At 35.5% G+C, this 25,874-nt stretch carries 25 protein-coding genes; 24 read left to right on the forward strand and 1 reads right to left on the reverse strand.

What is annotated here, in order from left to right:
- Positions 1-11 precede the first annotated feature (11 nt).
- From fliQ to AN959_RS06425, 12 genes are read left to right on the forward strand one after another with little or no spacing between them, the layout of a single operon-like run.
- Positions 12-281, forward strand: a complete 270-nt coding sequence (gene fliQ, locus AN959_RS06370) for a flagellar biosynthesis protein FliQ (protein WP_053589966.1) — start codon at positions 12-14, stop codon at positions 279-281.
- A 4-nt stretch (positions 282-285) separates the two neighbouring features.
- A complete protein-coding gene (fliR, locus tag AN959_RS06375) occupies positions 286-1,062 on the forward strand; it encodes a flagellar biosynthetic protein FliR (protein ID WP_056829285.1) in 777 nt (258 codons plus the stop codon).
- Between the two features lie 11 nt (positions 1,063-1,073).
- The gene (gene flhB / locus AN959_RS06380; RefSeq protein ID WP_053592150.1) at positions 1,074-2,150 is read left to right on the forward strand and encodes a flagellar biosynthesis protein FlhB; all 1,077 of its coding nucleotides are present in this window, start codon (positions 1,074-1,076) and stop codon (positions 2,148-2,150) included.
- A gap of 24 nt (positions 2,151-2,174) precedes the next feature.
- Positions 2,175-4,208 (forward strand): flagellar biosynthesis protein FlhA, encoded by a 2,034-nt coding sequence (gene flhA, locus AN959_RS06385; RefSeq protein ID WP_056829287.1) that lies wholly within the window; start codon positions 2,175-2,177, stop codon positions 4,206-4,208.
- Entirely contained in the window at positions 4,205-5,320 is a 1,116-nt protein-coding gene (gene flhF / locus AN959_RS06390; protein WP_056829289.1) for a flagellar biosynthesis protein FlhF, read from the forward strand. The genes flhA and flhF overlap by 4 nt, the downstream gene beginning before the upstream one ends.
- Positions 5,304-6,170, forward strand: a complete 867-nt coding sequence (locus tag AN959_RS06395; RefSeq protein ID WP_056829291.1) for a MinD/ParA family protein — start codon at positions 5,304-5,306, stop codon at positions 6,168-6,170. The genes flhF and AN959_RS06395 overlap by 17 nt, the downstream gene beginning before the upstream one ends.
- Before the next feature lie 4 nt (positions 6,171-6,174).
- A complete protein-coding gene (locus AN959_RS06400; protein ID WP_082460834.1) occupies positions 6,175-7,275 on the forward strand; it encodes a chemotaxis response regulator protein-glutamate methylesterase in 1,101 nt (366 codons plus the stop codon).
- Positions 7,276-7,289: 14 nt separating this feature from the next.
- A complete protein-coding gene (locus tag AN959_RS06405; protein ID WP_056829293.1) occupies positions 7,290-9,347 on the forward strand; it encodes a chemotaxis protein CheA in 2,058 nt (685 codons plus the stop codon).
- A gap of 33 nt (positions 9,348-9,380) precedes the next feature.
- On the forward strand, positions 9,381-9,836 hold the full coding sequence (locus AN959_RS06410; protein WP_053589960.1) for a chemotaxis protein CheW: 456 nt from the start codon (positions 9,381-9,383) through the stop codon (positions 9,834-9,836).
- 3 nt (positions 9,837-9,839) lie between these two features.
- The gene (locus AN959_RS06415) at positions 9,840-10,469 is read left to right on the forward strand and encodes a chemotaxis protein CheC (protein ID WP_056829294.1); all 630 of its coding nucleotides are present in this window, start codon (positions 9,840-9,842) and stop codon (positions 10,467-10,469) included.
- A 1-nt stretch (position 10,470) separates the two neighbouring features.
- Complete coding sequence (locus AN959_RS06420; protein WP_053589958.1) at positions 10,471-10,968, forward strand: chemotaxis protein CheD; 498 nt, start codon at positions 10,471-10,473, stop codon at positions 10,966-10,968.
- Positions 10,968-11,264 carry a hypothetical protein gene (locus tag AN959_RS06425; RefSeq protein WP_056829296.1) on the forward strand — a complete coding sequence of 99 codons (297 nt, stop codon included), beginning with the start codon at positions 10,968-10,970 and terminating at the stop codon, positions 11,262-11,264. Before AN959_RS06420 ends, AN959_RS06425 begins: the two co-directional genes overlap by 1 nt.
- A gap of 326 nt (positions 11,265-11,590) precedes the next feature.
- On the opposite strand, the gene AN959_RS20975 is transcribed toward AN959_RS06425, so the two are convergent.
- Positions 11,591-11,842 carry a hypothetical protein gene (locus AN959_RS20975; RefSeq protein ID WP_156350739.1) on the reverse strand — a complete coding sequence of 84 codons (252 nt, stop codon included), beginning with the start codon at positions 11,840-11,842 and terminating at the stop codon, positions 11,591-11,593.
- Between the two features lie 134 nt (positions 11,843-11,976).
- Here AN959_RS20975 and AN959_RS06430 point away from each other — a divergent pair, with 134 nt between their 5' ends.
- The 12 genes from AN959_RS06430 (at position 11,977) to AN959_RS06485 (ending at position 25,688) form a co-directional block, all read left to right on the forward strand.
- Complete coding sequence (locus tag AN959_RS06430; protein ID WP_056829298.1) at positions 11,977-12,750, forward strand: FliA/WhiG family RNA polymerase sigma factor; 774 nt, start codon at positions 11,977-11,979, stop codon at positions 12,748-12,750.
- 19 nt (positions 12,751-12,769) lie between these two features.
- A complete protein-coding gene (locus tag AN959_RS06435; RefSeq protein WP_056829300.1) occupies positions 12,770-13,072 on the forward strand; it encodes a hypothetical protein in 303 nt (100 codons plus the stop codon).
- Positions 13,073-13,080: 8 nt separating this feature from the next.
- A complete protein-coding gene (locus AN959_RS06440; RefSeq protein WP_056829301.1) occupies positions 13,081-13,569 on the forward strand; it encodes a DUF6115 domain-containing protein in 489 nt (162 codons plus the stop codon).
- A 147-nt stretch (positions 13,570-13,716) separates the two neighbouring features.
- Positions 13,717-14,436: a 30S ribosomal protein S2 gene (gene rpsB, locus AN959_RS06445; RefSeq protein ID WP_053589953.1), complete on the forward strand. Its 720-nt coding sequence runs from the start codon at positions 13,717-13,719 to the stop codon at positions 14,434-14,436.
- Positions 14,437-14,526: 90 nt separating this feature from the next.
- Positions 14,527-15,411 (forward strand): translation elongation factor Ts, encoded by an 885-nt coding sequence (gene tsf / locus AN959_RS06450; RefSeq protein ID WP_053589952.1) that lies wholly within the window; start codon positions 14,527-14,529, stop codon positions 15,409-15,411.
- A 215-nt stretch (positions 15,412-15,626) separates the two neighbouring features.
- Positions 15,627-16,352, forward strand: coding sequence for a UMP kinase (gene pyrH, locus AN959_RS06455; RefSeq protein ID WP_053589951.1), 726 nt, complete (start codon positions 15,627-15,629; stop codon positions 16,350-16,352).
- Positions 16,352-16,909, forward strand: coding sequence for a ribosome recycling factor (gene frr, locus AN959_RS06460; RefSeq protein WP_053589950.1), 558 nt, complete (start codon positions 16,352-16,354; stop codon positions 16,907-16,909). The genes pyrH and frr overlap by 1 nt, the downstream gene beginning before the upstream one ends.
- A 231-nt stretch (positions 16,910-17,140) precedes the next feature.
- Positions 17,141-17,935, forward strand: a complete 795-nt coding sequence (locus tag AN959_RS06465) for an isoprenyl transferase (protein ID WP_056829303.1) — start codon at positions 17,141-17,143, stop codon at positions 17,933-17,935.
- Positions 17,932-18,723 (forward strand): phosphatidate cytidylyltransferase, encoded by a 792-nt coding sequence (locus tag AN959_RS06470; protein ID WP_056829305.1) that lies wholly within the window; start codon positions 17,932-17,934, stop codon positions 18,721-18,723. The genes AN959_RS06465 and AN959_RS06470 overlap by 4 nt, the downstream gene beginning before the upstream one ends.
- Positions 18,724-18,740: 17 nt before the next feature.
- A complete protein-coding gene (gene dxr / locus AN959_RS06475; protein WP_056829307.1) occupies positions 18,741-19,889 on the forward strand; it encodes a 1-deoxy-D-xylulose-5-phosphate reductoisomerase in 1,149 nt (382 codons plus the stop codon).
- A 45-nt stretch (positions 19,890-19,934) separates the two neighbouring features.
- Positions 19,935-21,194: an RIP metalloprotease RseP gene (gene rseP, locus AN959_RS06480; RefSeq protein WP_053589946.1), complete on the forward strand. Its 1,260-nt coding sequence runs from the start codon at positions 19,935-19,937 to the stop codon at positions 21,192-21,194.
- 174 nt (positions 21,195-21,368) lie between these two features.
- On the forward strand, positions 21,369-25,688 hold the full coding sequence (locus tag AN959_RS06485; RefSeq protein WP_056829309.1) for a PolC-type DNA polymerase III: 4,320 nt from the start codon (positions 21,369-21,371) through the stop codon (positions 25,686-25,688).
- The last annotated feature ends 186 nt before the right edge of the window (positions 25,689-25,874 follow it).

Genomic DNA, 25,874 nt, shown 5'->3' on the forward strand with positions numbered 1-25,874 from the left:
AGCTGATCGTAATGAATAATGAAATGGTAATCTCTATTGCAGAACGCGCTATTTGGGTCATTCTTCTTACATCAGGTCCTCTTCTTTTGATTGCTTTAATCACTGGTCTGGCAGTAAGTATTTTTCAAGCAACTACACAAATTCAGGAGCAAACATTAGCTTTTGTTCCTAAAATTATTGCGGTCCTTGTGGGAATCGTTTTTTTTGGACCGTGGATGCTATCACAAGTAACTACATACGCTGCGGATATCTTTGAAAATTTAATAAGATATATAGGTTAGATCAATGGATGAACTTATACCTAAACTAACCGTATTATTACTTATAATAGCTCGTGTATCGGCATTTTTCGTCACTTTACCACTTTTTTCTCATCGGACAATTCCAGCGACACATCGTATTGCTTTTGCAGTGATCCTTTCTTGGATGATGTACTATACGATGGATGTTGCACCATTTGAAATAAACGGGGATTACATAATATTAATAATCAAAGAAGTAATGGTTGGATTATTTATAGGCTTACTAGCTTATATCATCATGTCAGCTATTCAAATTGCCGGAGGGTTCATAGATTTTCAGATGGGATTTGCCATTGCAAATGTTATTGATCCACAAACAGGAGCCCAAAGTCCGTTAATTGGTCAGTTTTTAAATACTTTGGCTCTCTTATTATTACTAGCTTTAAATGGTCATCATTTGTTATTGGATGGTATTTTTTATAGTTATCAATTTATTCCCATGGATATGACATTACTTGCTTTCGGGCAAGAAAACTATGTTGAATTCATTATGAAGACTTTTGCTGGTGTTTTTGCGGTAGCCTTTCAAATGTCAATACCAATCGTTGCAACATTGTTTTTAGTAGATATCGCTTTGGGGATAACGGCCCGAACAGTTCCTCAATTAAATATATTCGTTGTTGGATTTCCAATTAAAATTGGGGTAAGTTTTTTAGTTCTTCTCGTGATGATGGGTGTTCTTATGGCTGTTGTTCAAAAGATGTTTGAAATAATGGTAATTGGTATGCGAGATTTAATGATTATATTAGGTGGTGGCTAAACTTGTTTGAAATGCGATTAGATTTACAGTTTTTCGCTGGAGAAAAGACAGAAAAAGCGACACCTAAGAAGCGTCAAGATTCTCGTAAAAAGGGACAAGTTTTAAAGAGTGCGGATGTAACAAGTGCTATTGTTTTACTTGCAGTTTTTATCTTTTTGTTTTTTAGTGCAGGATTTTTGAGGACAGAAATATTTTCTTTTTTCAATGTAACGTTTACTAAATACATGTTGATTGAAACTTTAACAATTGAAACAGCTGTCGAGATATATAAAGATTTACTTATAGAAATGGCAATAATTTTGCTACCCATTATGGGCGTTGCTGTTGTTGCTGCTATAGCGGCTAACTTTTTTCAATTTGGTTTATTATTTACAACTGAACCATTAAAGTTTGATTTGAAAAAGATTGATCCTATCCAAGGATTAAAAAGAATATTTTCATTAAAAGCAATTATAGAGCTATTAAAATCTTTATTAAAAATTTCTTTCATCGGTTCGGTTACGACTCTCATCATATGGATGAACTTAGAACAAGTGTTATCTTTATCATTTAAAACACCATGGGATACACTTTCCACAATAGGTTGGTTAACTGGGATGATGGGAATTGCTGCTTCGTCTGTCCTATTATTTATTTCTGTTCTAGATTTCTTTTATCAGCGTTATGATTATGAAAAAAATCTAAAAATGTCGAAACAAGACATTAAAGATGAACATAAAAACTCTGACGGAGATCCTATTATTAAATCAAGGATCAGACAGCGCCAAAGGGAGATGGCTATGCGTCGAATGATGCAAGAAGTTCCTTCCGCAGATGTAGTTATTACGAATCCAACCCATTTTGCCATTGCTTTAAAGTACGATGATGATTCAATGGATGCTCCGATCGTTGTAGCAAAGGGTGCTGATTTTGTAGCACAAAAAATAAAGCTTATCGCAAGGGAAAATGATGTAGTAATGGTAGAGAACCGGCCACTTGCTAGAGCTATGTATGATCAAGTGGAAATAGGGCAACGGATTCCAGATGAGTTTTTTAAAGCAGTTGCAGAAGTATTAGCCTATGTATATCGTATTAAACAAAAAATTTAGATGTAAAGATTGAGGTGGAAGTATATGCAAATCCGCGATATATCCGTTTTAGCAGCTGTAATTTCAATTGTGGCTATGCTAGTAATACCTCTTCCTCATTGGTTGATAAGTTTTCTGATAATAATCAATATTACAATAGCGTTATTAATATTAATGACTGCTATGAATATGCAAGAGGCTTTACAGTTTTCAGTTTTCCCTACTGTTTTATTACTTGTAACCTTATTTAGGCTTGCACTGAACGTCTCGACTACGAGAGCAATTTTAGCAGAAGGTGACGCTGGTAAAGTAGTTGAAACTTTCGGTACGTTTGTAACTGGTGGGAATATGTTAGTAGGTTTAGTGGTCTTTGCTATTTTAGTAATTATTAATTTCATTGTCATTACTAAAGGGTCAGAGCGTGTTTCAGAAGTCGCTGCACGTTTTACACTTGATGCAATGCCAGGTAAACAAATGAGCATTGATGCAGATTTAAATGCTGGGATGATTTCTGAAAAAGAAGCAAGAGAAAGACGTGAAAAGGTTAGTGGAGAAGCAGACTTTTACGGAGCGATGGACGGTGCTACGAAATTCGTAAAAGGGGATGCGATAGCAGGAATAATTATTGTTCTGATTAATCTTATATTTGGTATTATCATTGGTGTTGTTCAATTAGGACTACCTTTTGCGGAAGCTGCAGTTCTTTTTTCTACATTAACTGTAGGTGATGGTCTAGTATCTCAAATTCCTGCTCTGCTAATTTCTACAGCAACTGGTATTGTAGTTACAAGAGCGGCATCTAAAGGGAATCTTGGTGGAGACATTACCGAACAATTATTCAATCAGCCTAAACTTCTTTATGTTGCAGCAGCAACTATTGCACTTCTTGGGATAGTAACACCAATTGGAATCATATTAACATTCCCTGTTTCAATCGCACTTGCAATTGGCGCATTTATGATGAGCAAAGCAAGTAAAGAAGATCCAAATGAAATAGAAGAATTTGAAGAAGAAATTACAACGGATAATATGAAAAGTCCTGAAAATGTTATTAATCTCCTAAATGTTGACCCAATCGAGTTTGAATTTGGATATGGTCTAATTCCTTTAGTGGATGCAGCTCAAGGTGGAGATTTATTGGATCGGGTTGTGATGATAAGAAGACAACTTGCTTTAGAGCTTGGTATTGTCATTCCTGTCGTTCGCATTAGAGATAATATCCAGTTACAGCCAAATGAATATCGTATTAAAATTAAAGGAAATGAAATGGCTAGAGGCGAACTATTACTTGATCACTATTTGGCCATGAGTCCTGGAGATGATGATTCAATTGAAGGGATAGATACAATCGAGCCTTCCTTTGGGTTACCAGCTAAATGGATTACGGAATCCGTAAAAGAAGAAGCTGAAATTCTAGGTTACACAGTTGTAGATCCACCTAGTGTTGTTTCTACGCATATGACTGAAATAATTCGTAATAATGCGCATGATTTATTAGGCCGTCAAGAAACGAAACAACTAATAGATCATATTCGTGAAACATATCCAATTCTTGTGGATGAATTAACTCCAACACCTCTTACTGTTGGGGAAATTCAAAAAGTTTTGGGTAATTTACTACGAGAGCATGTCTCTGTTCGAAATTTACCTATTATTTTTGAAACATTGGCGGATTATTCAAAAATGACATCAGATGTCGATATATTAACCGAATATACTAGACAGTCTTTAGCGAAACAAATTACATCTCAGTATGCAGGTAATAGCAATGTATTAAAAGTATTAACTGTTTCAGGTAGAGTAGAAAAAATTGTTGCCGATAGCATTCAACAAACAGAGCATGGAAATTATTTATCAATCGATCCAAATGATTCACAAGCTATTTTAGAATCTATGGCAAGAGAGATAGAACGCGCGTCATTGATGGAGCAATCACCAATTATTTTGTGTTCTCCTGCAGTTCGAATGTATTTACGTCAAATGACGGAACGATATTTCCCTCAAATTCCGATTCTATCTTACAATGAACTAGAATCGTCCATTGAGGTACAAAGTGTTGGGGTGGTGAATGTAGAGTGAAAATGAAAAAATATACGGCTACTACAATGCCTGAAGCAATGAAATTGATCCGAAAAGAACTAGGCGATGATGCTGTCATTTTAAATTCTAAAGTTGTTTATTCTAAAGGGTTTCTAGGGCTCTTTAAAAAGAAATCGATTGAAGTTTTAGCAGGTATGGATTCTTATGATGCGCCTATTGCTCCAAAAGAAAATCAGTCCATGCAATTATTTCAAGCTAGCGATGCTACAGATGAAATTAAAAAAGATTTAGAAGACTTAAAGCATATGGTGAAATCAATTCAACGTTCTCCATTAGATGAAAATTATCCACCTGAGTTTGGGGCTCTTATTCAGCATTTAAAGGATCAAGAGTTAGCAGATGAGCTTATCACAACAGTTAGTGATGAGCTTTTTGTGCATATGAAAAGTAATAATGAAAAACTGGAGCTAGCTGAGCAAATCAAGAAAACGAAGAAAGTTCTTGTTTCTCTTTTAGAACAGCATCCTGTTGGTGGAATATCTTTTCATAAAAAATACATTAATGTTTTAGGCCCAACTGGTGTAGGAAAAACAACAACAATTGCAAAAATGGCTGCTCGTGCAGTATTAGAAAAAAAGAAAAAAGTTGGCTTTATTACAACAGATACATATAGAATAGCTGCAATTGAGCAGCTAAAAACTTATGCAGGACTTTTACAAGCTCCAATTGAAATTGTTTATAGTGAGAAAGACTTACAAGATGCAATGGAAAAGTATGAAGCTTTGGATCTTGTATTTATTGATACTGCAGGTCGCAACTATAAAGAAATAAAGTTTGTGGAAGATTTGCAGAAGTTAATTAATCTAGAAGAAAATACAGAAACCTTCCTAGTGTTGTCTACAACATCTAAACAAAAGGACATGGAAGTCATTATTGAACAATTTATGGATTTTCCAATTGAAAAATTTATTTTTACGAAGCTAGACGAAACAAATTCTATTGGCTCTATCATTAATTTAATGGTTAAATATAAGAAGGGACTTGCTTACTATACGGATGGGCAAGAAGTCCCTGAGGATATTGTTGAGGCTAATCTAAATGAATTACTCAATTTGCTTTTAAAGGGGATTCGTTATGAGAGATCAAGCTGAGGAATTAAGAATTAAAATGCTTCGTACTCAAAATAAATTAGGTCGTTCTATTGCGGTAGTTAGTGGTAAAGGAGGAGTTGGAAAAAGTAATTTTTCTATGAACTTTACTACTATGTTAAGTTCTTTAGGCAAAAAAGTTGTATTAATCGATATGGATATAGGCATGGGTAATATTCATATTTTACTTGGAAAAACCGTGCAAACAAATTTGAAAGATTACTTAGTAGGTGACGCATCAATAGATGAAGTGTTATTCGAAGGACCAAATAATCTTCAATATATTTCCGGTGGCTCTGGTTTATCAGGCGTAATGGAATGGAATGAAGGGATGTTCACACGATTAATTGAGGCATTCGAGTTTTTACAAAAAAACTATGATTATATCGTATTTGATATGGGTGCGGGAGCGACCAATCAGACATTGGATTTGCTCGTATCAGTTGATGATATTATCGTCATTTCAACTGCAGAACCGACATCTATAACTGACGCTTACTCTATGATGAAGTTCATTTATTACAAGGATCCTGATAAGAACTTTTTTCTGCTTTGTAACAGAGCCTTCAGCGAAGAGGAAGGAATTGATACAGTTTCTCGACTGAAATTAGCAATGTCTAAATTCTTATCAAAAGAAGTGTTTCTACTTGGTTCGTTACCGGAAGATCCCGTTGTAAGAAAAGCAGTAAAAGAGCAAGTGCCATTTTCTATACTCTATCCTGAAGCAGAAATTACTAAAAAGTTAAGAATGATTGTCAATCGGTTCTCTGATTTTGAAGAAGAGGAAGAAAATATTCCTAGACAAAGTAAATTCATCTCTCGATTGAAAAATCTCTTTTCGAGGAGGTCTTGAATCAGTGAAGCCCTTACAAAAAAAGAAGCTATTAATTGTGGATGATTCTGCATTTATGCGTAAGCTAATAACCGATTTTTTTAAAGATAATAATGTTATTGAAGTTATAGGGATCGCCCGCAATGGAAAAGATGCCATTCAAAAAATTACGACGCTTCAACCAGACGTAGTAACCATGGATGTTGAAATGCCAGAAATGAATGGGATAGAAGCTTTAAAAGAAATAATGTCGAAAACACCTGTCGCGGTTGTGATGTTATCCAGTACAACTCAAAAAGGTACAGACAGCACACTTCTTGCGATGGAACATGGTGCAGTAGATTTTGTAGCTAAACCAAGTGGTACGATTTCATTAGATTTACATAAAATAAAAGAAGAATTAATTCAAAAAGTTGAAAACGCAGCTAATATTTCACTAGTAAAACTGAACAGGCAAAAGCAAGTGCACACAAAAGTAGAAACTGATTCTGTAATGCACAAGGCAATACATTCGACTACTTCTAGTAAAGTGAACAATTGGAATAAAAACAATAAGAAAATAGTATTGATAGGTACTTCAACGGGAGGGCCGAGAGCACTTCAAGAAGTAATTACTAAGTTCCCAAAAGACTTGAAAGCTCCTGTACTTATTGTGCAGCACATGCCCGCTGGCTTTACAAAGTCATTAGCAGATCGACTCAATCAATTATCTGAAATAGAAGTGAAGGAAGCTGCAAATGGGGACATTTTACGAAATGGACATGCCTATATTGCACCAGGAGGTTATCATTTACGATTAAAAAAAACGGGGAGTGTTTATACGATCGTTTTAGATAACGTCGAGCCTCCAAGAGTAGGGCACAGACCTGCAGTCGATGTTTTATTTGAAGATAATAGTAAGTTTAATGATTTCGATAAAATCGCAGTGATTTTGACGGGAATGGGTTCGGACGGCTCACTTGGACTTCAAAAATTAAAGAAAACGGGAAATGTAGTCGCAATAGCAGAATCTGCTAATACATGCATCGTTTATGGAATGCCTAAAGCAGCTGTTGAAACTAATTTAGTAAATGAAGTAGTAGATTTAGATAATATAGCACAGGCAATAATACAATACTTACCTTAAAGGGGTGTTAATCCATGGATACAAATCAATATTTAGAAATGTTTATAGAAGAAAGTAAAGAACATTTACAGGCTTGCAATGAACATTTATTAGAACTAGAAAAAAATCCATCCAATATTGCGATTGTTAATGAAGTCTTTCGTTCTGCACATACATTAAAAGGTATGTCCGCTACTATGGGCTACGAGGATATTGCAAATTTGACACATAAAATGGAAAACATTTTAGATTTAATCCGAAACAATAAATTAGATGTAACACCTGAATTGTTAGATGTAGTATTTGTTGCGGTAGATCAATTAGAAGGAATGGTCCTAGACATTGCTGCTGGGGGAGATGGAAAGTTAGATGTGACAGATACCGTTCAGAAATTACATAAAATTGAAACCGGCGAAGAAGTACCTGTTGCTGCAACTACAGTTGAAACAAAAGAGGAAGCGGAAGTAAATGATACGAACTGGCTTTCTTACGATGATTATGAGCTTACAGTGATTCAGCAATCGTTTGAACAGGACTATCACACATATGAAATTTCTGTACAGCTTAGAGAAGATTGTCTATTAAAAGCTGCACGAGTATATATGGTGTTTGAATTACTAGAAAAAATGGGAGATGTGATTAAATCTTCTCCATCCGTTGAAAAGCTAGAGGACGAACAATTTGATAACATTTTCTATATTGCATTAGTTACTTCTGAACCGAAAGATGATGTTCAAAAGAAACTAATGAAAGTTTCGGAGGTTACAGAAGTAAAAGTCAATTCTGTGACAATCGAGCAATTAAAAAATCGTCAAAACGTTGAACTTAACCAAGTAGAAGATTCTCAACAAATTGTAGTTGAACAGGAACAAGTTAATAACGCAAATGAAACAAAACCTGCTTCAACAGAAAAATCTCCACCTTCTAAAGCGAATCATTCTACAGGGAATAAAACGATACGTGTAAATATTGAACGATTAGACATCCTCATGAATTTGTTTGAGGAGTTAGTAATCGATCGAGGTCGACTTCAATCGATTTCAGAGGAACTGCATAATGGTGAATTAGATGAAACTGTAGAACGTATGTCTAGAATAACTGGAGATCTTCAAAATATTATTTTAAATATGCGAATGGTACCAGTGGAGACAGTCTTTAATCGTTTCCCACGAATGGTTCGTCAACTCGAAAGAGATTTGAACAAAAAAATTAACCTTGAAGTTATTGGCGCAGAGACAGAATTAGATCGTACTGTCATTGATGAGATTGGAGATCCACTCGTTCACTTAATTCGAAATTCATTAGATCATGGAATTGAAAGCCCAGAAATTCGTATTGCTAATGGCAAGCCGGAAGAGGGTACAGTAGTATTACGTGCATACCATAGTGGAAATCATGTCTTTATAGAAATTGAAGATGATGGTGCTGGTATTAACCGTCAAAAAGTTCTTAAAAAAGCGATCTCTAGAGGGCTTGTATCTGAAGAGACAGCTTCCACTTTAAGTGACAAACAAGTAGCTGAGTTTATACTATCTTCTGGTTTTTCAACAGCAGATAAGATTTCAGATGTATCTGGTCGCGGTGTTGGTCTAGATGTTGTAAAAACAACTATAGAGTCGCTTGGTGGCACAATTGATATTTCTTCCACAGAAGGAAAAGGATCATTGTTTTCTATACAGTTACCATTAACACTTTCCATTATTTCTGTAATGTTAGTAGAGCTTGGAGAAGAAATTTATGCAATTCCTTTATCATCTATTATTGAAACAGCTATTATCCGTTCATCCGATATTCTAAATGCGCATAATCAAAAAGTAATAGATTTCCGTGGCAAAGTTGTCCCATTAGTTTTCCTTGAGGACGTTTTTGATGTCCCTAGAGAAAGTAATGAAGAAGAATTCCACTCAGTAGTTCTTGTACGTAAAGGAGATAAACTAGCTGGATTAGTAGTTGACTCGTTTATTGGCCAACAAGAAGTTGTACTTAAATCTCTTGGAGAATATTTGACTAGTGTATTTGCAATTTCAGGAGCAACAATTTTAGGTAATGGTAAAGTAGCTCTTATTGTTGATTGCAATGCTTTAATAATTTAAGAGCAATTCTCTTAGGAAGGATGCGTAAACTATATGACAGAAGCTTTAGACGTTAAAAGTGTGAAAGTAGTTGTTTTTCAGTTAGCAGGAAAAGAGTATGTAATACCTGTAAGTCATGTACAAGGAATTGAAAAATTAATTCATATTACACGTGTTCCAAAAACACCTTCTTATGTAAAGGGTGTTATTAATTTAAGAGGTGTAGTGACGCCGATTATCGATTTAAAAAATAGATTTGGACTCGGTGAAAGTGAATTAAACGATTCTTGTAGAATCATTATTATCACACTAGAGAATATGAATGTTGGTGTAATTGTTGATTCTGCTAATGATGTATTAGATATTCCAACAGATGCTATCGAGCCTCAACCGGAAGTAGTAGGAGGGTTGGAGCAAGATTTTATAGCAGGTGTAGCAAAACTAGATCGCCGGTTGTTAATCCTTCTACATTTGAATCTAGTATTAAATCCTATTAAGACAGGTGTATAAGGTATGTACGAAAAAAGTATAACGTCGATGCATTTAGATGTATTAAAAGAGATAGGTAATATTGGTGCAGCACATGCAGCTACATCATTATCTACACTATTAAATAAAAAGATTGACATGAAGGTTCCAAAAGTCGAAATGGTTTCTTTTGATGAAATGATGGAACTTGCAGGAGGACCAGATAGTGTAGTAGCCGGAATCTATTTACGAATAGAAGGTGACGTCACTGGCAGTATGTTTTTTGTGTTACCTGTAGAACAAGCAAATCGTTTCATAAGAAGATTGGTCCAGGATGATCAATTTGACTTTCAATCAGGTGCAATATCCGAAATCGGTGCATCTGCTATGCAAGAACTAGGAAACATACTCTCGGGTTCTTATCTATCAGCTCTATCCGATTTCACAGGGTTGAAAATCTACCCTACTGTTCCAGCTTTAAGTATTGATATGGTTGGTGCAATTATAAGTTTTGGACTTGTAGAAGTCTCTCATGTTAGTGACTATGTCATTGTAATTGATACTGCTATAAATGAAGAAGATGTGCCAAATGAAGAAAGTGTAAGAGGACATTTCTTCTTATTACCTGATCCTGAATCATTTGAATCTATTTTTCAAGCATTAGGAGTAAGTTAATATGAGTGAACAAGGTCAAGTAGTTAAAGTGGGTATTGCTGATATGAATATCGCAAAACTACCGAATACAATACGGACTTCCGGACTTGGTTCATGTGTAGGTGTAGTATTATATGACGAAAAATCTAAAATAGCAGGATTAATCCATGTAATGCTTCCTGATTCTAGTTTAGGACGAGGAGAGAACATCAATATTGCAAAATTTGCGGATACTGGAATTCCTGCAATGATTGAGCAGCTTAAATTAGAAGGGGTACAGCCCTTTAAGCTTCGAGCAAAAATTGCTGGAGGTGCACAAATGTTTCAGTTTTCTTCTAGCAGAGATACAATGCGAATTGGCCCTAGAAATGTAGATGCTGTAAAAGAGCAGTTAAAAAAATTCACAATACCGATTGTTTCAGAAGATACAGGAGGTAATAGTGGAAGAACAATTGAGTTCAATCCTTCTACTAGCATGCTAAATATAAGAACCGTTAACCAAGGAGTGAGAGAAATATAATGGTGGGAACAGTTCTATCTAACTTTTGGGCTGCGCTTATTGCTTTTAGTATTTATTTTTTTTCAACTCATCCATTTGTTAATCCAAAGAGTATATTACTCCATGCAAGTATTATTGCAATTATCGTATTTTTTCTGACATTCCTTGTACGTGCAATTATTGCTTTTGTAATGGAAGGTCCAGTTGTAAACGAAGAAGTTCTAGTAACAACATTAAACTCGGAAGAAATGAACGAGTTACCTTCTTCAGAGGATTTAGCAAGAGTAGTGAAATCTATGTTGAATGAGGATGAATAATGTCAGAGAATCGAGGGCACTGAAAAAGTCTATAGAATTTGACTTTACTAAATAATGTCGTCCAATAAATAAGAAAATCGTTGAAACGGCTCCCTTTCCGCGGGCGTTGCCTTAGCCTCCTAGCCCAACACGATGTTGGTCATGCAATCGTTGCCGCAAAAGTTCTTTTGCGACGAGCATTGTGCAGGAGCAGGATGCGGCGAACTTATATTGCCTTCCCCTCAACTGTGGGGTCTTCGGCTAACGCTATTCCCGCAGGAGTGTCGCCTTTTTCAACGATTTTCTATAAATACTAATTTTATGAATTTAATTGATAAAAACTTGCTCTATTGATGGCAATGTTTTTTAAATTGAAAAGCGGTTAATAATTGATTGAAGTGGAAGGCGGCGACTCCAGCCGGAATAGCAATTGTTTTCTGCACCGAAAGCGAAGCGGCAGGTGCATGAGCTGAAGACCCTGGACTGAACGTAGTGAGGGAAGCGGCTGAAGCCATGTCGGCGGAAAGCGTCCGACTGGAACGGAAATTAACAAAATAAAAATCTAGTATGTGAACTACTTGTCGTTTAAATACTGTCATTAAATCTCATTGAGTACTTTTTCAGTGCCCACAGAGAATCTAGGTGGTGTCGAATTTATATTCGACGCCCCTTTTTTAGTTATATTTGCTATAATAAACATATTCAGTAGATATATTAGGAGAGGGGGATAATTGTGGCAAAACATTATTCGACAGAAGAAGACCTTCTTTGGAAAAAATGGATAGAAAACAAAGATCCTCAAGCTGGAGATTTATTAATACGAAAATACACGCCTCTTGTTTCGTATCATGTTCAACGTATTGGTGCAAGCATCCCTAAAAATATATCAAGAGACGAATTGAAAAGCCTTGGGATGATGGGGTTATTTGATGCTCTTAATAAATTTGACTACTCAAGAGACTTGAAATTTGATACGTATGCATCGTTTCGAGTTAGAGGTGCTATCATTGATGGCCTAAGAAAAGAAGATTGGCTTCCTAGATCATCAAGAGAAAAGGCTAAAAAACTTGAAGCCAAAATCGAAGAACTAGAGCAGCGATTAATGAGACATGCATCAGCAGAAGAAATTGCCGATTTTGTTGAAATGTCTGTTGAAGATGTGTATCAAACAGTCCAAGAACATTTTTTTTCAAATGTATTGTCTATAGATGAACAACTTCAAGACAATGAAGAAATGGATAGTAAATCATTTAATATTAGAGATGATTCACAGAAAACACCTGAGCAACACATGGTAAAACATGAACTAATCCAAGATCTAGCCAAACAAATTAATCAATTAAATGAGAATGAACAATTGGTATTAAGTCTTTTTTATACGGAAGAGTTAACATTAACAGTAATTGGAGAAATGCTTGGTTTATCTACATCCAGAATTTCACAGATACATTCTAAGGCATTGTTTAAACTTCGTAAATTGTTAGGGAATGAAATTATGAATGTTTAGATAGAGGGGGCCCTGTCAAATGAGTTTAAAGGGTGTTGAGCTCCAAATTGCAATACCAAAAACATTTGATGCTGGTAAAGTAGCAGAACAGCTACAACAGCAAAGTTCTGTCAATCAAGCGAATGCACAAGCTGCATCCGAAAGACAATTAGAAAAAAATCGAGAAACAGTAACTAAATCGGAAAATACGGCAAAAGCTGAATTAGAGGATTCAAAACAAGAGCGTGAAGAACAAGAAAGAAAAAAACGTGAAAAAAGAGAAAAAGAAATGAAAGAGATAAAGCATCCTTTTAAAGGAAACTTTGTTGATTTTAGTGGGTAGGAGAAATTATGACATCTGTAATATTAGTTATATTAATTTTACTTCAATTATTCAGTTTTTATTTAATTGCGTTGTTGTATGCAAAATTCTCTAGCCTAAAAGATATTGAGAAAAAACATGAACAAGTTTTAGCTGAAATGGATGATTCTTTTGGAGCTTATATCGCGGAAATAATAGATGAAAATAATAGGCTTATACAAGAATTGAATAGTTCAGAAAGAACAATTGCTACTACTTCACATGAATACGCTAAGAATGAAAATAGTAAGAAAGAATTTAGAGTGTCAAATGAAATACCTAAATCGTATATCTCTAAACAACTAGCAGCAAATAGTTATTTAAAAACGGCTGCAACTACTGAGATAAAAGAGCCTGTAACGATAAAGGAAAAAGTTTTGTTTTATGCTGATGAAGGTAAAAGCAAGGATGAAATTGCAAAACTATTGCAAATTGGCAAGACCGAAGTGGAGCTTTTCCTAAAATTTAAAGATAAATAGTTGAAAGTATAAAATATGTATGGTATATTACAATACGGTATGAATACACACGCAGTTCGGATGGATTTAGCAGGTGCTCTATTTATTAGAGTAGCTAAAGAAAAATGATGACTGCGGAAGACTAAACCAAACCAGGAGGAAATAATCATGTCAGTAATCTCTATGAAACAATTACTTGAGGCTGGTGTACACTTCGGTCACCAAACTCGCCGTTGGAATCCAAAAATGAAAAAATACATTTTTGTTGAACGTAACGGAATCTACATCATCGATCTTCAAAAAACGGTGAAAAAATTAGAAGAAGCTTATGATTTCATGCGTCAAGTAGGTCAAGATGGTGGTAAAGTTCTTTTCGTTGGAACTAAAAAACAAGCTCAAGAGGCTATTAAAGAAGAAGCGGAACGTTCAGGTAACTACTACATTAACCAACGTTGGTTAGGTGGTACTTTAACTAACTTCGGTACTATTCAAAAACGTGTAGCTCGTCTAAAAGCGATTGAAAAAATGGAAGAAGACGGTACTTTCTCTGTACTTCCTAAAAAAGAAGTTGTTCAACTTAAAAAAGAACACGAACGTCTAGTAAAATTCTTAGGCGGTATCCGTGATATGAAAGCTATCCCGGATGTTATGTTCGTTGTTGATCCACGTAAAGAGCGCATTGCTGTAGCAGAAGCTCGTAAATTGAACATTCCATTAGTAGGTATCGTTGATACAAACTGTGATCCAGATGAAATCGACTATGTAATTCCTGCAAATGATGATGCAATTCGCGCAGTAAAATTATTAACTGCTAAAATGGCGGATGCATTACTTGAAGCAAGACAAGGTGAAGATGAAGTAGCTCCAGCTGAAGTTGCTGCTGAGTAACACACATGTAAGTAACAGGTGATAAGCGGCCAAACCACTTATCACCTTTTTTTGAGACAATGACATTATTTGTACTAGGAGGAATTTATAATGGCAGTTACAGCACAAATGGTAAAAGAATTGCGTGAAAAAACTGGCGCAGGTATGATGGATTGTAAAAAAGCATTAGTTCAAACAGACGGTGATTTAGAAGCAGCAATTGACTTCTTACGTGAAAAAGGTCTTTCTTCTGCTGCTAAAAAAGCAGATCGTATTGCCGCTGAAGGAACTACTTATATCCAAGTTGAAGGAAATAAAGCTGTATTATTAGAAATGAATGCAGAAACAGACTTTGTTGCTAAAAACGAAGCTTTCCAACAATTAGTACAACAAGTAGCTACTCATCTATTAGCAACTGAGCCTGCTTCAGTAGAAGAAGCATTAGCTTCTACTGTTGAAGAAGGTGTAACAGTTGAAAACTTAATTTCTAACGCTGTTGCAAAAATCGGAGAAAAAATTACTCTTCGTCGTTTTGTAGTTGAAACTAAAACAGATGCTGATGCATTTGGTCCTTACTTACACATGGGTGGACGTATTGGTGTTCTTACAGTTCTGGAAGGTTCTACTGATACACAAGCAGCTAAAGATGTTGCGATGCACGTTGCTGCTTTAAACCCTGCTTATATTTCTCGCGATGAAGTATCTGCTGAAGAAGTAGAACATGAGCGCAAAGTATTAACAGAACAAGCACTAAATGAAGGCAAACCAGAAAATATCGTTGCTAAAATGGTTGAAGGCCGTCTTGGTAAATATTTTGAGGACGTTTGCTTACTTGACCAATCTTTCGTTAAAAATCCAGATCAAAAAGTTCGCGTATTTGTTGAATCTACTGGTGGTAACTTAAAATCATTCACTCGTTACGCTGTAGGTGAAGGTATCGAGAAACGTGAAGACAACTTCGCGGAAGAAGTAATGAACCAAGTTAAAGGAAACTAATTCTTAACAATAGAAGTCAGTGTACAACTATCGACAACTTAATTCTGTGAGGAACAATAAGCAGAAGTGATTGGCGTTTTAGTAGGACAGTTACTTAATAAATAAGAATTTAATTTTTTTATCAGAGTGTAAAATTTTTATAAATAACAAAGAACTACTAGGGAGCACGCAATTTGTGTTCCCTATTTTTCAAGATAAAGAGACGGAGGATACCTATGAGCACACCACAATACAAAAGAATCGTTTTAAAACTAAGTGGCGAGGCGTTAGCTGGAGAACAAGGTTTTGGACTATCACCGGCAATTATTAAATCTGTGGCTGAACAAGTTAAAGAAGTAGTAGAACTTGGCGTTGAAGTTGCAGTAGTAGTAGGTGGGGGTAATATTTGGCGAGGAAAAGTTGGTAGTGAAATGGGAATGGACCGTGCTACAGCTGATTATATGGGAATGCTTGCAACAGTAATGAATTCACTTGCTTTGCAAGATTCTTTAGAAAAAGTAGGAATTGAAACTCGAGTTCAAACTTCTATTGAAATGCGCCAAGTTGCAGAACCATACATACGCAGAAGAGCAATTCGTCATTTAGAAAAGAAGCGAGTAGTTATTTTTGCTGCTGGTACAGGAAATCCATACTTCTCAACAGATACAACAGCAGCTCTAAGAGCGGCTGAAATTGAAGCAGACGTAATTCTTATGGCTAAAAATAATGTAGATGGTGTTTATTCAGCAGATCCAAGAACTGATAAAACAGCATTTAAATACGAAGAGCTTTCTTTCCTAGAAGTAATTCAACAAGGGTTACAAGTGATGGATTCAACAGCATCTACATTGTGTATGGACAATGATATTGCACTTATTGTATTCTCAATAATGGATAATGGAAATATTAAAAAGGCTGTTCTTGGAGAAACTATCGGTACAGTCGTTAGGAGGAATTCATAATGCCGAAACAAGTATTGGAACAAACAAAAGATAAAATGGCTAAAACGATTGCAGTTTTTAGTAGAGAACTATCAACTATTCGTGCTGGTCGCGCTAGCGCATCTTTACTTGACAAAATTACTGTAGATTATTATGGTGCACCTACTCCAATCAATCAAATGGCTGGTATTGCTGTTCCTGAAGCTCGCTTAATTACAATTCAACCTTATGATAAAACAATTTTAGGTGATATTGAAAAAGCAATCATGAAATCTGATTTAGGAATTACTCCTACGAATGATGGAACACTTATTCGCATTGCAATTCCTGCGTTAACAGAAGAGCGCCGTAAAGACTTAGTGAAACAAGTTAAAAAAGAAGCAGAAGAAGCAAAGGTAAATATCCGTAATGTACGCCGTGATGGAAACGATGATTTGAAGAAACTAGAGAAATCTGGAGGAATCACGGAAGACGATTTAAGAAACTATACGGAGCAAATTCAAAAGCTTACAGACTCCAATATTGAAAAAATAGATGCTATTACGAAAGAAAAAGAAAAAGAAATTTTGGAAGTTTAACATCAATCAATCCTTTATATTATTTAATGGATTCTGATTCATTAAGCCATTTTGAACTTTTCATATGGAGAGGCGTCCTTTAAAAGGGACGTCTTTTTATTTAAAATAGAAGATTTTTGCTTGTTACTCCATATGAATTTTCTGTTTCTGAATTCATAGAAGTAAAATTTGGAGAAATTTGATATGATAAGATATATATGTTCCGAGTTGGTGTAAAGTGGAGGCTTGAGTATGCTAAAAAAACTTATTCGTAAAAATGAACAAACGATAAGTATTAACTTAACAGAAAGAATAAAGAGAGCTCAACAAGAACAATTGCCGAGTCATATTGCTATCATTATGGACGGAAATGGTAGATGGGCCAAAAAAAGAACCCTACCACGTGTTGCAGGTCACCACGAAGGCATGAAAATAGTAAAGAGAATAACGCGATTTGCCAATGAAATCGGGATTAAAACTTTAACCCTCTATGCTTTTTCAACGGAAAATTGGAAAAGACCAAAATTAGAGGTGGAGTTTTTAATGCGTTTGCCTGAAGAGTTTCTTGGCACATATTTACCAGAACTAATTGAGCAAAATGTTCAAGTGAAAATGATGGGTAACATTGAATCTTTACCAGAACATACGAAAAGAGCAGTCAAAAAGGCGATGGAACAAACCGCACATAATGATGGTCTAATACTCAACTTTGCTTTAAATTATGGTAGCAGGGATGAGATTGTTCAAGCTGTGCGAAACATCGTAAGTGATGTACAGGATGGGAATATTTCAGCTGAAGTTATTTCTGAAAAATTATTAGACAACTATTTAATGACAAAAGATTTATCGGAGCCTGATTTACTCATTCGTACTAGTGGTGAAGTTCGATTAAGTAACTTCATGCTCTGGCAGCTTGCTTATACAGAATTTTGGTTCACGGATACCTTGTGGCCAGATTTTGACGAGGCATGTTTACTTGATGCTATTGAGAGCTATCAAACAAGAAATAGAAGGTATGGCGGCCTTAAGGGGGAAGAAGTTAATTGAAACAACGTATTATCACAGGTGCAATAGCAATGGTACTTTTTGTTCCCATCGTACTGTTAGGGGGCCCAATTTTTAATATATTGATTTACGTAATGGCAGTTGTTGGCTTATTTGAACTTTTAAGAATGAAAGGAATTAAGTTATTTTCTATTGCTGGACTAATATCAATTCTACTTTTATTCATATTATTAATTCCTTCCTCTATTGCAACAGATGTGTTTCAAGTTACTGGTCATACAAAAATAGAATGGTTATTTGTTGCAGTATTTGTTCTATTAATTTATACAGTACTTGTTAAAAATAATTTTACCTTTGATGATGCAGCCTTTACGATCATGGCTACATTATATGTAGGAATTGGATTTTATTACTTTATTGAAACTCGAGAAGTTGGTTTAACTTATGTAATCTTTGCATTATTAGTAGTATGGACAACTGATTCGGGTGCGTACTTTACTGGTAGAAAGTTAGGGAAACGGAAACTCTGGCCAGAAATTTCGCCTAATAAAACAGTAGAAGGATTTATTGGGGGAATTATTTGGGCTCTTATTGCTGCGTTTATTCTTCATTGGATTACACCATTAAGTTCATCTTATATAATATTAATAGCTATTACGATAGCTGCTTCCATTTTTGGGCAATTAGGAGACTTAGTAGAATCAGCAATTAAAAGACATTATAATGTAAAAGATTCTGGTAAATTATTGCCGGGACATGGTGGAATATTAGATCGTTTTGACAGTTTACTTTTTGTCATTCCGTTATTGCACTTTTTACATTTTCTATAAGGAGAAGACATTAAATCATGGCAAAAAGAATAAGCTTATTAGGAGCAACAGGTTCTATTGGGTTACAAACATTAGATATTATTAGAGAGCATCCAAGCAAATTCCATTTAGTTTCTTTCTCTGCTGGAAAAAATGTGGAGAAGACAAGGGAAATATTGAAGCAGTTTTCAGTTGAAGTAGTTTCGGTATCACAAGAAGAAGATGCTCGTTTGTTACAAACTGAGTTTCCAAAAGTTCATGTTTTTTATGGAGACGAAGGTCTTGTTCAAGTTGCTGCTAATACAAATGCTGATGTATTAGTGAATGCCGTACTTGGTAGTATTGGATTAAAACCAACTTTAGAAGCCATTAAAAAAGGTATTACAATTGCGATAGCAAACAAAGAAACACTTGTCACAGCTGGTCACCTTGTTATGCAAGCTGCAAGAGAAAAAAATGTTCCGATATTGCCGGTGGATAGTGAACATTCAGCTCTTTTTCAAGCGATGAATGGTGAGCAAAAATCAGAAATCTCTAAGTTAGTCATAACTGCTTCGGGAGGTAGCTTTCGAGATCTTACGCGAGATGAGTTAATAAATGTAACTGTAAAAGATGCATTAAATCATCCGAATTGGTCAATGGGAGCAAAAATTACGATTGATAGTGCCACCATGATGAACAAAGGCTTGGAAGTAATTGAAGCTCATGTATTATTTGATACTTCCTATGATGATATTGAGGTTTTATTACATAGAGAGAGTATTATTCATTCTATGGTGGAGTTTAAAGATACAAGCATTATTGCACAGCTAGGGACACCTGATATGAGAGTTCCTATTCAATATGCGTTATCTTATCCAAATCGTTTGGAGCGTGTGAACGCAAAAAGGTTAAATTTAGCTGAAATAGGTAAGTTACATTTTGAAGAGATGAACTATACTAGATATCATGCTTTAAAACTTGCAATTGAAGCAGGTAGAGCTGGTGGTTCTATGACTACAGTTTTAAACGCCGCAAATGAGGCTGCAGTGGCGTTGTTTTTACAAGAAAAAGTTTCTTTTCTAGCGATCGATGAGTTAATTGAAAGAGCAATGAACGAACATGTGAACATATCAAGTCCAGATTTAGAAACAATTTTACAAGTCGATACTAAAACGAGAAAAACCGTTCAAAACATGATAAAATGAGGAAATAATGTAGGACATGCTGTTTTACTATAAAGGTGGGGTATAATGGAAACGGCCATTGCGTTTATTATAATATTTGGTAGTATTGTTTTTTTTCATGAGCTTGGTCATTTTATTTTTGCAAAAAGAGCAGGAATAATGGTGCGAGAGTTTGCGATTGGAATGGGACCTAAAATTTTTGGTATGACAAAAGGAGAAACACTTTATACAATTCGTTTATTGCCTATAGGTGGGTATGTACGTATGGCTGGAGAAGACATGGACAGTGTGGAACTTCAACCTGGTTATCGATTAGGTATACATCTCAATGAAAACAATGAAATAGATCAAATTGTATTAAACCAAAACAAACAATTCCCTGACATGCTTTTCTTAGAAGTTGAGCGATCTGACTTGTCTAAAGAAATGTTTATAGAAGGATACGATGAGGACGAACGATTAGTTCGTTATAAAGTTTCAAGAAATGCAGTTATTAATGAAAATGGAAATGAAACATTTATAGCCCCATACGATCGTCAATTTGGCTCTAAGTCGGTTGGACAAAGATCAATGGCTATTTTTGCAGGTCCACTTTTCAACTTTATACTATCCTTTTTCATCTTTATAATACTAGGTTTACTGCAAGGGGTTCCTACATATGAACCTATCATAACAACTGTTGTTGCTGATAGTCCTGCAGCTCAGGCTGGAATGAAAGACGGTGACTTAGTAACAGAGATTAATGGAAATCCTATTACTAGTTGGGAAGAGTTGTCTGAAGAAGTAAGAGTTAGTCCAAATGAAAAAATGGATTTTTCTGTAGAACGTAATGGTGAAATTTTAGATTTAACGATTACACCAAACGAAGTAACGACTGGAAAAGAGAAAGTTGGACAAATTGGGGTTCAATATACTAGTCCAATGGAAAAAAATCCGGTTAAAGCAATTGCTTATGGAGCAGAGCAAACATATGATACTACGTTATTAATCTTTTCAGCACTTGGAAATCTTATAACTGGTCAATTTTCAATAGATGATTTGTCAGGACCAGTTGGTATTTATAAAGTTACAGAAACGGTTGCACAATCTGGTGTATATAATTTAATGTACTGGGCAGCTCTTTTAAGTATAAATTTAGGTATCATGAATTTATTACCGTTACCTGCGCTAGATGGGGGTCGACTATTATTTTTCTTATTCGAAGCAATTCGAGGCAAACCTGTCGACAAGCAAAAAGAAGGGATGATTCACTTTGTTGGAATCATGCTTTTAATGGTGCTTATGGTAGTTGTAACGTGGAATGATATACAGCGTTTCTTCTTTTAAGCTTTATTATTAGACGGCTTCATATGGGCCAATTGATTTAACATCTTTGAGAAGGGAAAGTTCGATCATTTGAACTTTCCTTTCTTTTTCTGTTAGGCAGATAACTGCTAGATATATTTTAAGCCTCGGGTGGATGTCACACTATTCCAAGGCGATTTATAGGAGGGAGTCAATATGATGCAAGATGGCATAGCAAGAATGCACATATTGTTACAACAGCTTGATTTAACGGAAGATTCTTTCGTTAAACATTTTGAAAATGCATCTATCTCTAGATTTACTGTACATAAAAAAGTAAGACAATGGCATTTTCACATTCATTGTTCTGCTATTCTACCGATAGATATTTTTACTATCTTCAGACAAAGATTAGAAGAGAAATTTACAGGTATTGCAAGTGTTCATTTGACAATTGAAAGTGAAAATTCAATAGTTTCGGATACCCAGATTAAAGATTATTGGATGGTTGTCATGAAAGAATTAAGTGATATGGCACCGCCTCTTAAAGATTGTTTACTTCAGCAACAACCAGAGTGGAACGGACAAATGATCCAACTTACTTGTGGCCAAGAACTTGAACTACGTACATTAAAAAGAAAATATGTAGATCAATTAGCGGAAACATACGTTAACTTTGGATTTCCTAAAATGGCTATAGACTTTAAATTAGTAGAAGATACTCAAGCATTAGCTGAGGCACAGTTAGCATTTTTAGAACAGCGAAAATTAGAAGAAGAAGAACTTGGAAAAAAAGCTCTAGTTGATTTACAGAAAAGAGAGCAGGATCGTCAGGAAAATGGTGCAGATGGAGCGGCAGATGGTCCCTTCCAGCTCGGTATTCCACTTAAAAAGGAAGAACCGATCATGGATATTCGCCAGATTCAAGATGAGGAACGCAGAGTAACGATCGAGGGATTTGTTTTTGATGTAGAAGTAAAAGAGTTACGAAGTGGAAGATCACTGTTGACAGCAAAAGTGACAGATTATACCGATTCCATCCTAGTAAAAATGTTCTCTCGTGACAAAGAGGATGCTCAAATGATGGAACGATTGAAAAAGGGCATGTGGATTAAAGTTCGAGGATCAGTTCAGAACGATACCTTCGTAAGAGATTTAATCATTATGGCACAAGATATGTCTGAAATTAATCCTGTTGTGCGATTGGATACGGCACAAGAAAAAAGAGTCGAATTGCACTTACATACCCCTATGAGCCAAATGGATGCTGTTTCATCCGTTTCTGCGTTAGTATCTCAAGCCGCCAAATGGGGGCATAAAGCTATTGCAATTACAGATCATGCGAATGTTCAGTCCTTTCCGGAAGCGTATGCTGCGGGAAAAAAGAATGGGATTAAAATTTTATATGGTTTAGAAGCTAATTTAGTTCATGATGGCGTTCCGATTGCTTATGACGAACAACATATAGCGCTAGAAGATGCAACTTATATTGTATTTGATGTGGAGACTACGGGTTTGTCAGCTAATTATGATAAAATCATCGAATTAGCTGCGGTTAAAATGAAAAACGGTGAGATAATTGATAAGTTTGAGCGATTTGTTAATCCACATCACCCTTTATCTGCTACTACAATCGAACTTACTGGAATTACGGATGATATGGTTAGGAATGCTCCGGAAATCGAAGATGTTATTAGAGATTTTTATGAATTTATAGGGAATGGAATAATAGTAGCGCATAATGCCTCATTTGATATGGGCTTCTTATATGAAGGGTATCGTAAATGTGGCATTGATCACTTTACTCATCCTGTAATCGATACATTAGAACTAGCAAGATTCTTACATCCAGAGTTAAAAACACATAGACTAGGATCCTTGGCTAAAAAATTTAATATAGAGTTAACTCAGGCGCATAGAGCTATATTTGACTGTGAAGCTACTGGATATTTACTTATGCATCTATTGAAGGAATCGGAAGAAAAAAAGATTCAGTATCATGATGATTTCAACAAACACATCGGTCAAGGGGATTCCTACAAAAGAGCGAGACCATCGCATTGTACAATTCTAGCGGTGAATGATGAAGGTTTGAAAAACTTATTTAAATTAGTCTCTCTTTCTCACATCTCTACTTTTTACAGAGTTCCTCGGATTACTCGTTCTACTCTTCAAAAACACCGTGCTGGACTTATCATCGGTTCCGGTTGTGATAGAGGAGAAGTATTTGAGGGCCTAATGCAAAAACCTTTAGAGCAAGTAGAAGACATTGCAAAATTCTATGATTATTTAGAAATTCATCCGAAAGAAGTTTATTCTCATTTACTAGAATTAGAATTAGTAAGAGATGAGTGGAATTTAGAAGATATTATTCGAAAGATGATAAAGCTAGGGAAAAAACTTAATTTACCGGTTGTTGCTACAGGTAATGTCCATTATTTAAATGAAAATGATGCTATTTTTAGAAAAATACTTGTAAACTCACAAGGTGGAGCAAATCCGCTAAACCGTCATGAGCTACCTAAAGTCCATTTTCGTACTACAAATGAAATGCTAGATGCATTTTCATTTTTAGGTGAAGAGCTAGCGAAAGAAATCGTTGTAACCAATCCACAAAAAATTGCCGATTCTATTGAAGATATAAAACCTATTAAGGATGACTTATATACACCTAAAATAGAAGGAGCAGATGAAGAAGTTAGATCACTTACGTATGCTAAAGGTAGAGAAATCTATGGGGAAGACCTACCTGAAATTGTGGAAGCAAGAATTGAAAAAGAATTAACTTCTATTATTGGGCACGGATTTGCGGTTATTTATTTAATTTCACATAAACTAGTTAAAAAATCGCTGGATGATGGTTATTTAGTTGGTTCCCGAGGATCGGTTGGTTCCTCATTAGTAGCAACGCTTACAGAGATAACGGAAGTGAACCCATTACCACCACACTATGTGTGTCCTAACTGTAAGCATTCTGAGTTTTTCCAAGATGGTTCAGTAGGGTCAGGATTTGACTTGCCAAACAAAAACTGTGAAAAATGTGATACTCCGTATGTAAAGGATGGACAAGACATTCCTTTCGAAACTTTTCTTGGCTTTAAAGGAGACAAAGTTCCTGATATCGATTTAAATTTTAGTGGAGAATATCAACCACAGGCACATAATTATACGAAAGTATTATTTGGAGAAGATAATGTTTTTAGAGCAGGTACTATTGGTACTGTTGCTGAAAAAACGGCGTATGGATATGTCCGTGGGTATACAAATGATAATAATATGACTTTACGCGGAGCAGAAGTGGATCGATTAGTACAAGGATGTACGGGAGTTAAACGTACAACAGGGCAACATCCTGGGGGAATAATTGTAGTACCTGATTATATGGATATTTTTGATTTTTCTCCTATACAGTTCCCAGCAGATGCACAGGATTCTGAATGGAAAACAACACATTTTGACTTTCACTCCATTCATGATAACTTATTAAAACTTGATATTCTTGGACATGACGATCCTACTGTTATTCGTATGCTACAAGATTTATCTGGAATTGATCCTAAAACAATTCCTACAGATGATCCTGAAGTGATGAAAATCTTTAGCGGAACTGAAACTCTCGGAGTTACGCAAGAACAAATAGATTGTAAAACTGGTACACTCGGGATTCCCGAATTTGGTACTCGATTTGTTCGACAAATGTTAGAAGAAACGAAGCCGTCTACTTTCTCAGAGCTTGTTCAAATTTCAGGTCTCTCACATGGTACAGATGTATGGCTAGGAAATGCACAGGAACTGATTCAAGATGGAACTTGTCAGCTTTCGGACGTTATAGGTTGTCGTGATGATATTATGGTTTATTTAATTTACCAAGGTCTAGAACCTTCGTTAGCATTTAAAATAATGGAATCGGTTCGTAAAGGGAAAGGCTTAACTCCAGAGTTTGAATCAGAGATGAAAAAAGAGGGAGTTCCTAATTGGTATATTGAATCTTGTAAAAAGATAAAATACATGTTCCCAAAAGCCCATGCGGCTGCATATGTATTAATGGCTGTGCGTATTGCATATTTCAAAGTGCATTTTCCCATACTATATTACGCGGCGTATTTAACTGTTCGTGCTTCTGATTTTGATTTGATATCCATGATTAATGGTTCCCAAACAATCCGAGCAAAATTAGAAGAAATAAATGGAAAAGGCTTGGATGCATCTCCTAAAGAAAAGAGTTTAGCAACCGTACTTGAAATCGGACTTGAAATGTCAGAACGTGGTATTCGTTTGCAAAAAGTGGACTTATATAAATCAAAAGCAAGTGAATTTACAATTGAAGGAAATACGCTTATACCACCATTTAATGCTATTCCAGGATTAGGAACCAATGTTGCATTCCAAATTGTTAAAGCTAGACAAGATGGAGAGTTTTTGTCTAAAGAGGATCTACAACAAAGAGGTAAAGTTTCCAAAACAATTATTGAATACATGGATGCAATGGGTTGTTTAGATGGTCTTCCAGATGCAAACCAGCTTTCTTTGTTTTAAAATGAATCGGGTTAATTTTCCTTTGAAAGTCACCGCTTCAATGCTTCCACTTTTGTTCTCAATTTGCATGAATTTGAGTAGTATGGTAATATAAAACTACCAATGTTTCATAGTTCTGTGACGAAAGAGTGGGATTTCCCGCTCTTTTCTGTTGTTATATAGAAAATATTGTTATATAGGAGGTAT

Origin of the sequence: Psychrobacillus sp. FJAT-21963, assembly GCF_001420585.1 — a bacterium.
GTDB lineage: Bacteria > Bacillota > Bacilli > Bacillales_A > Planococcaceae > Psychrobacillus.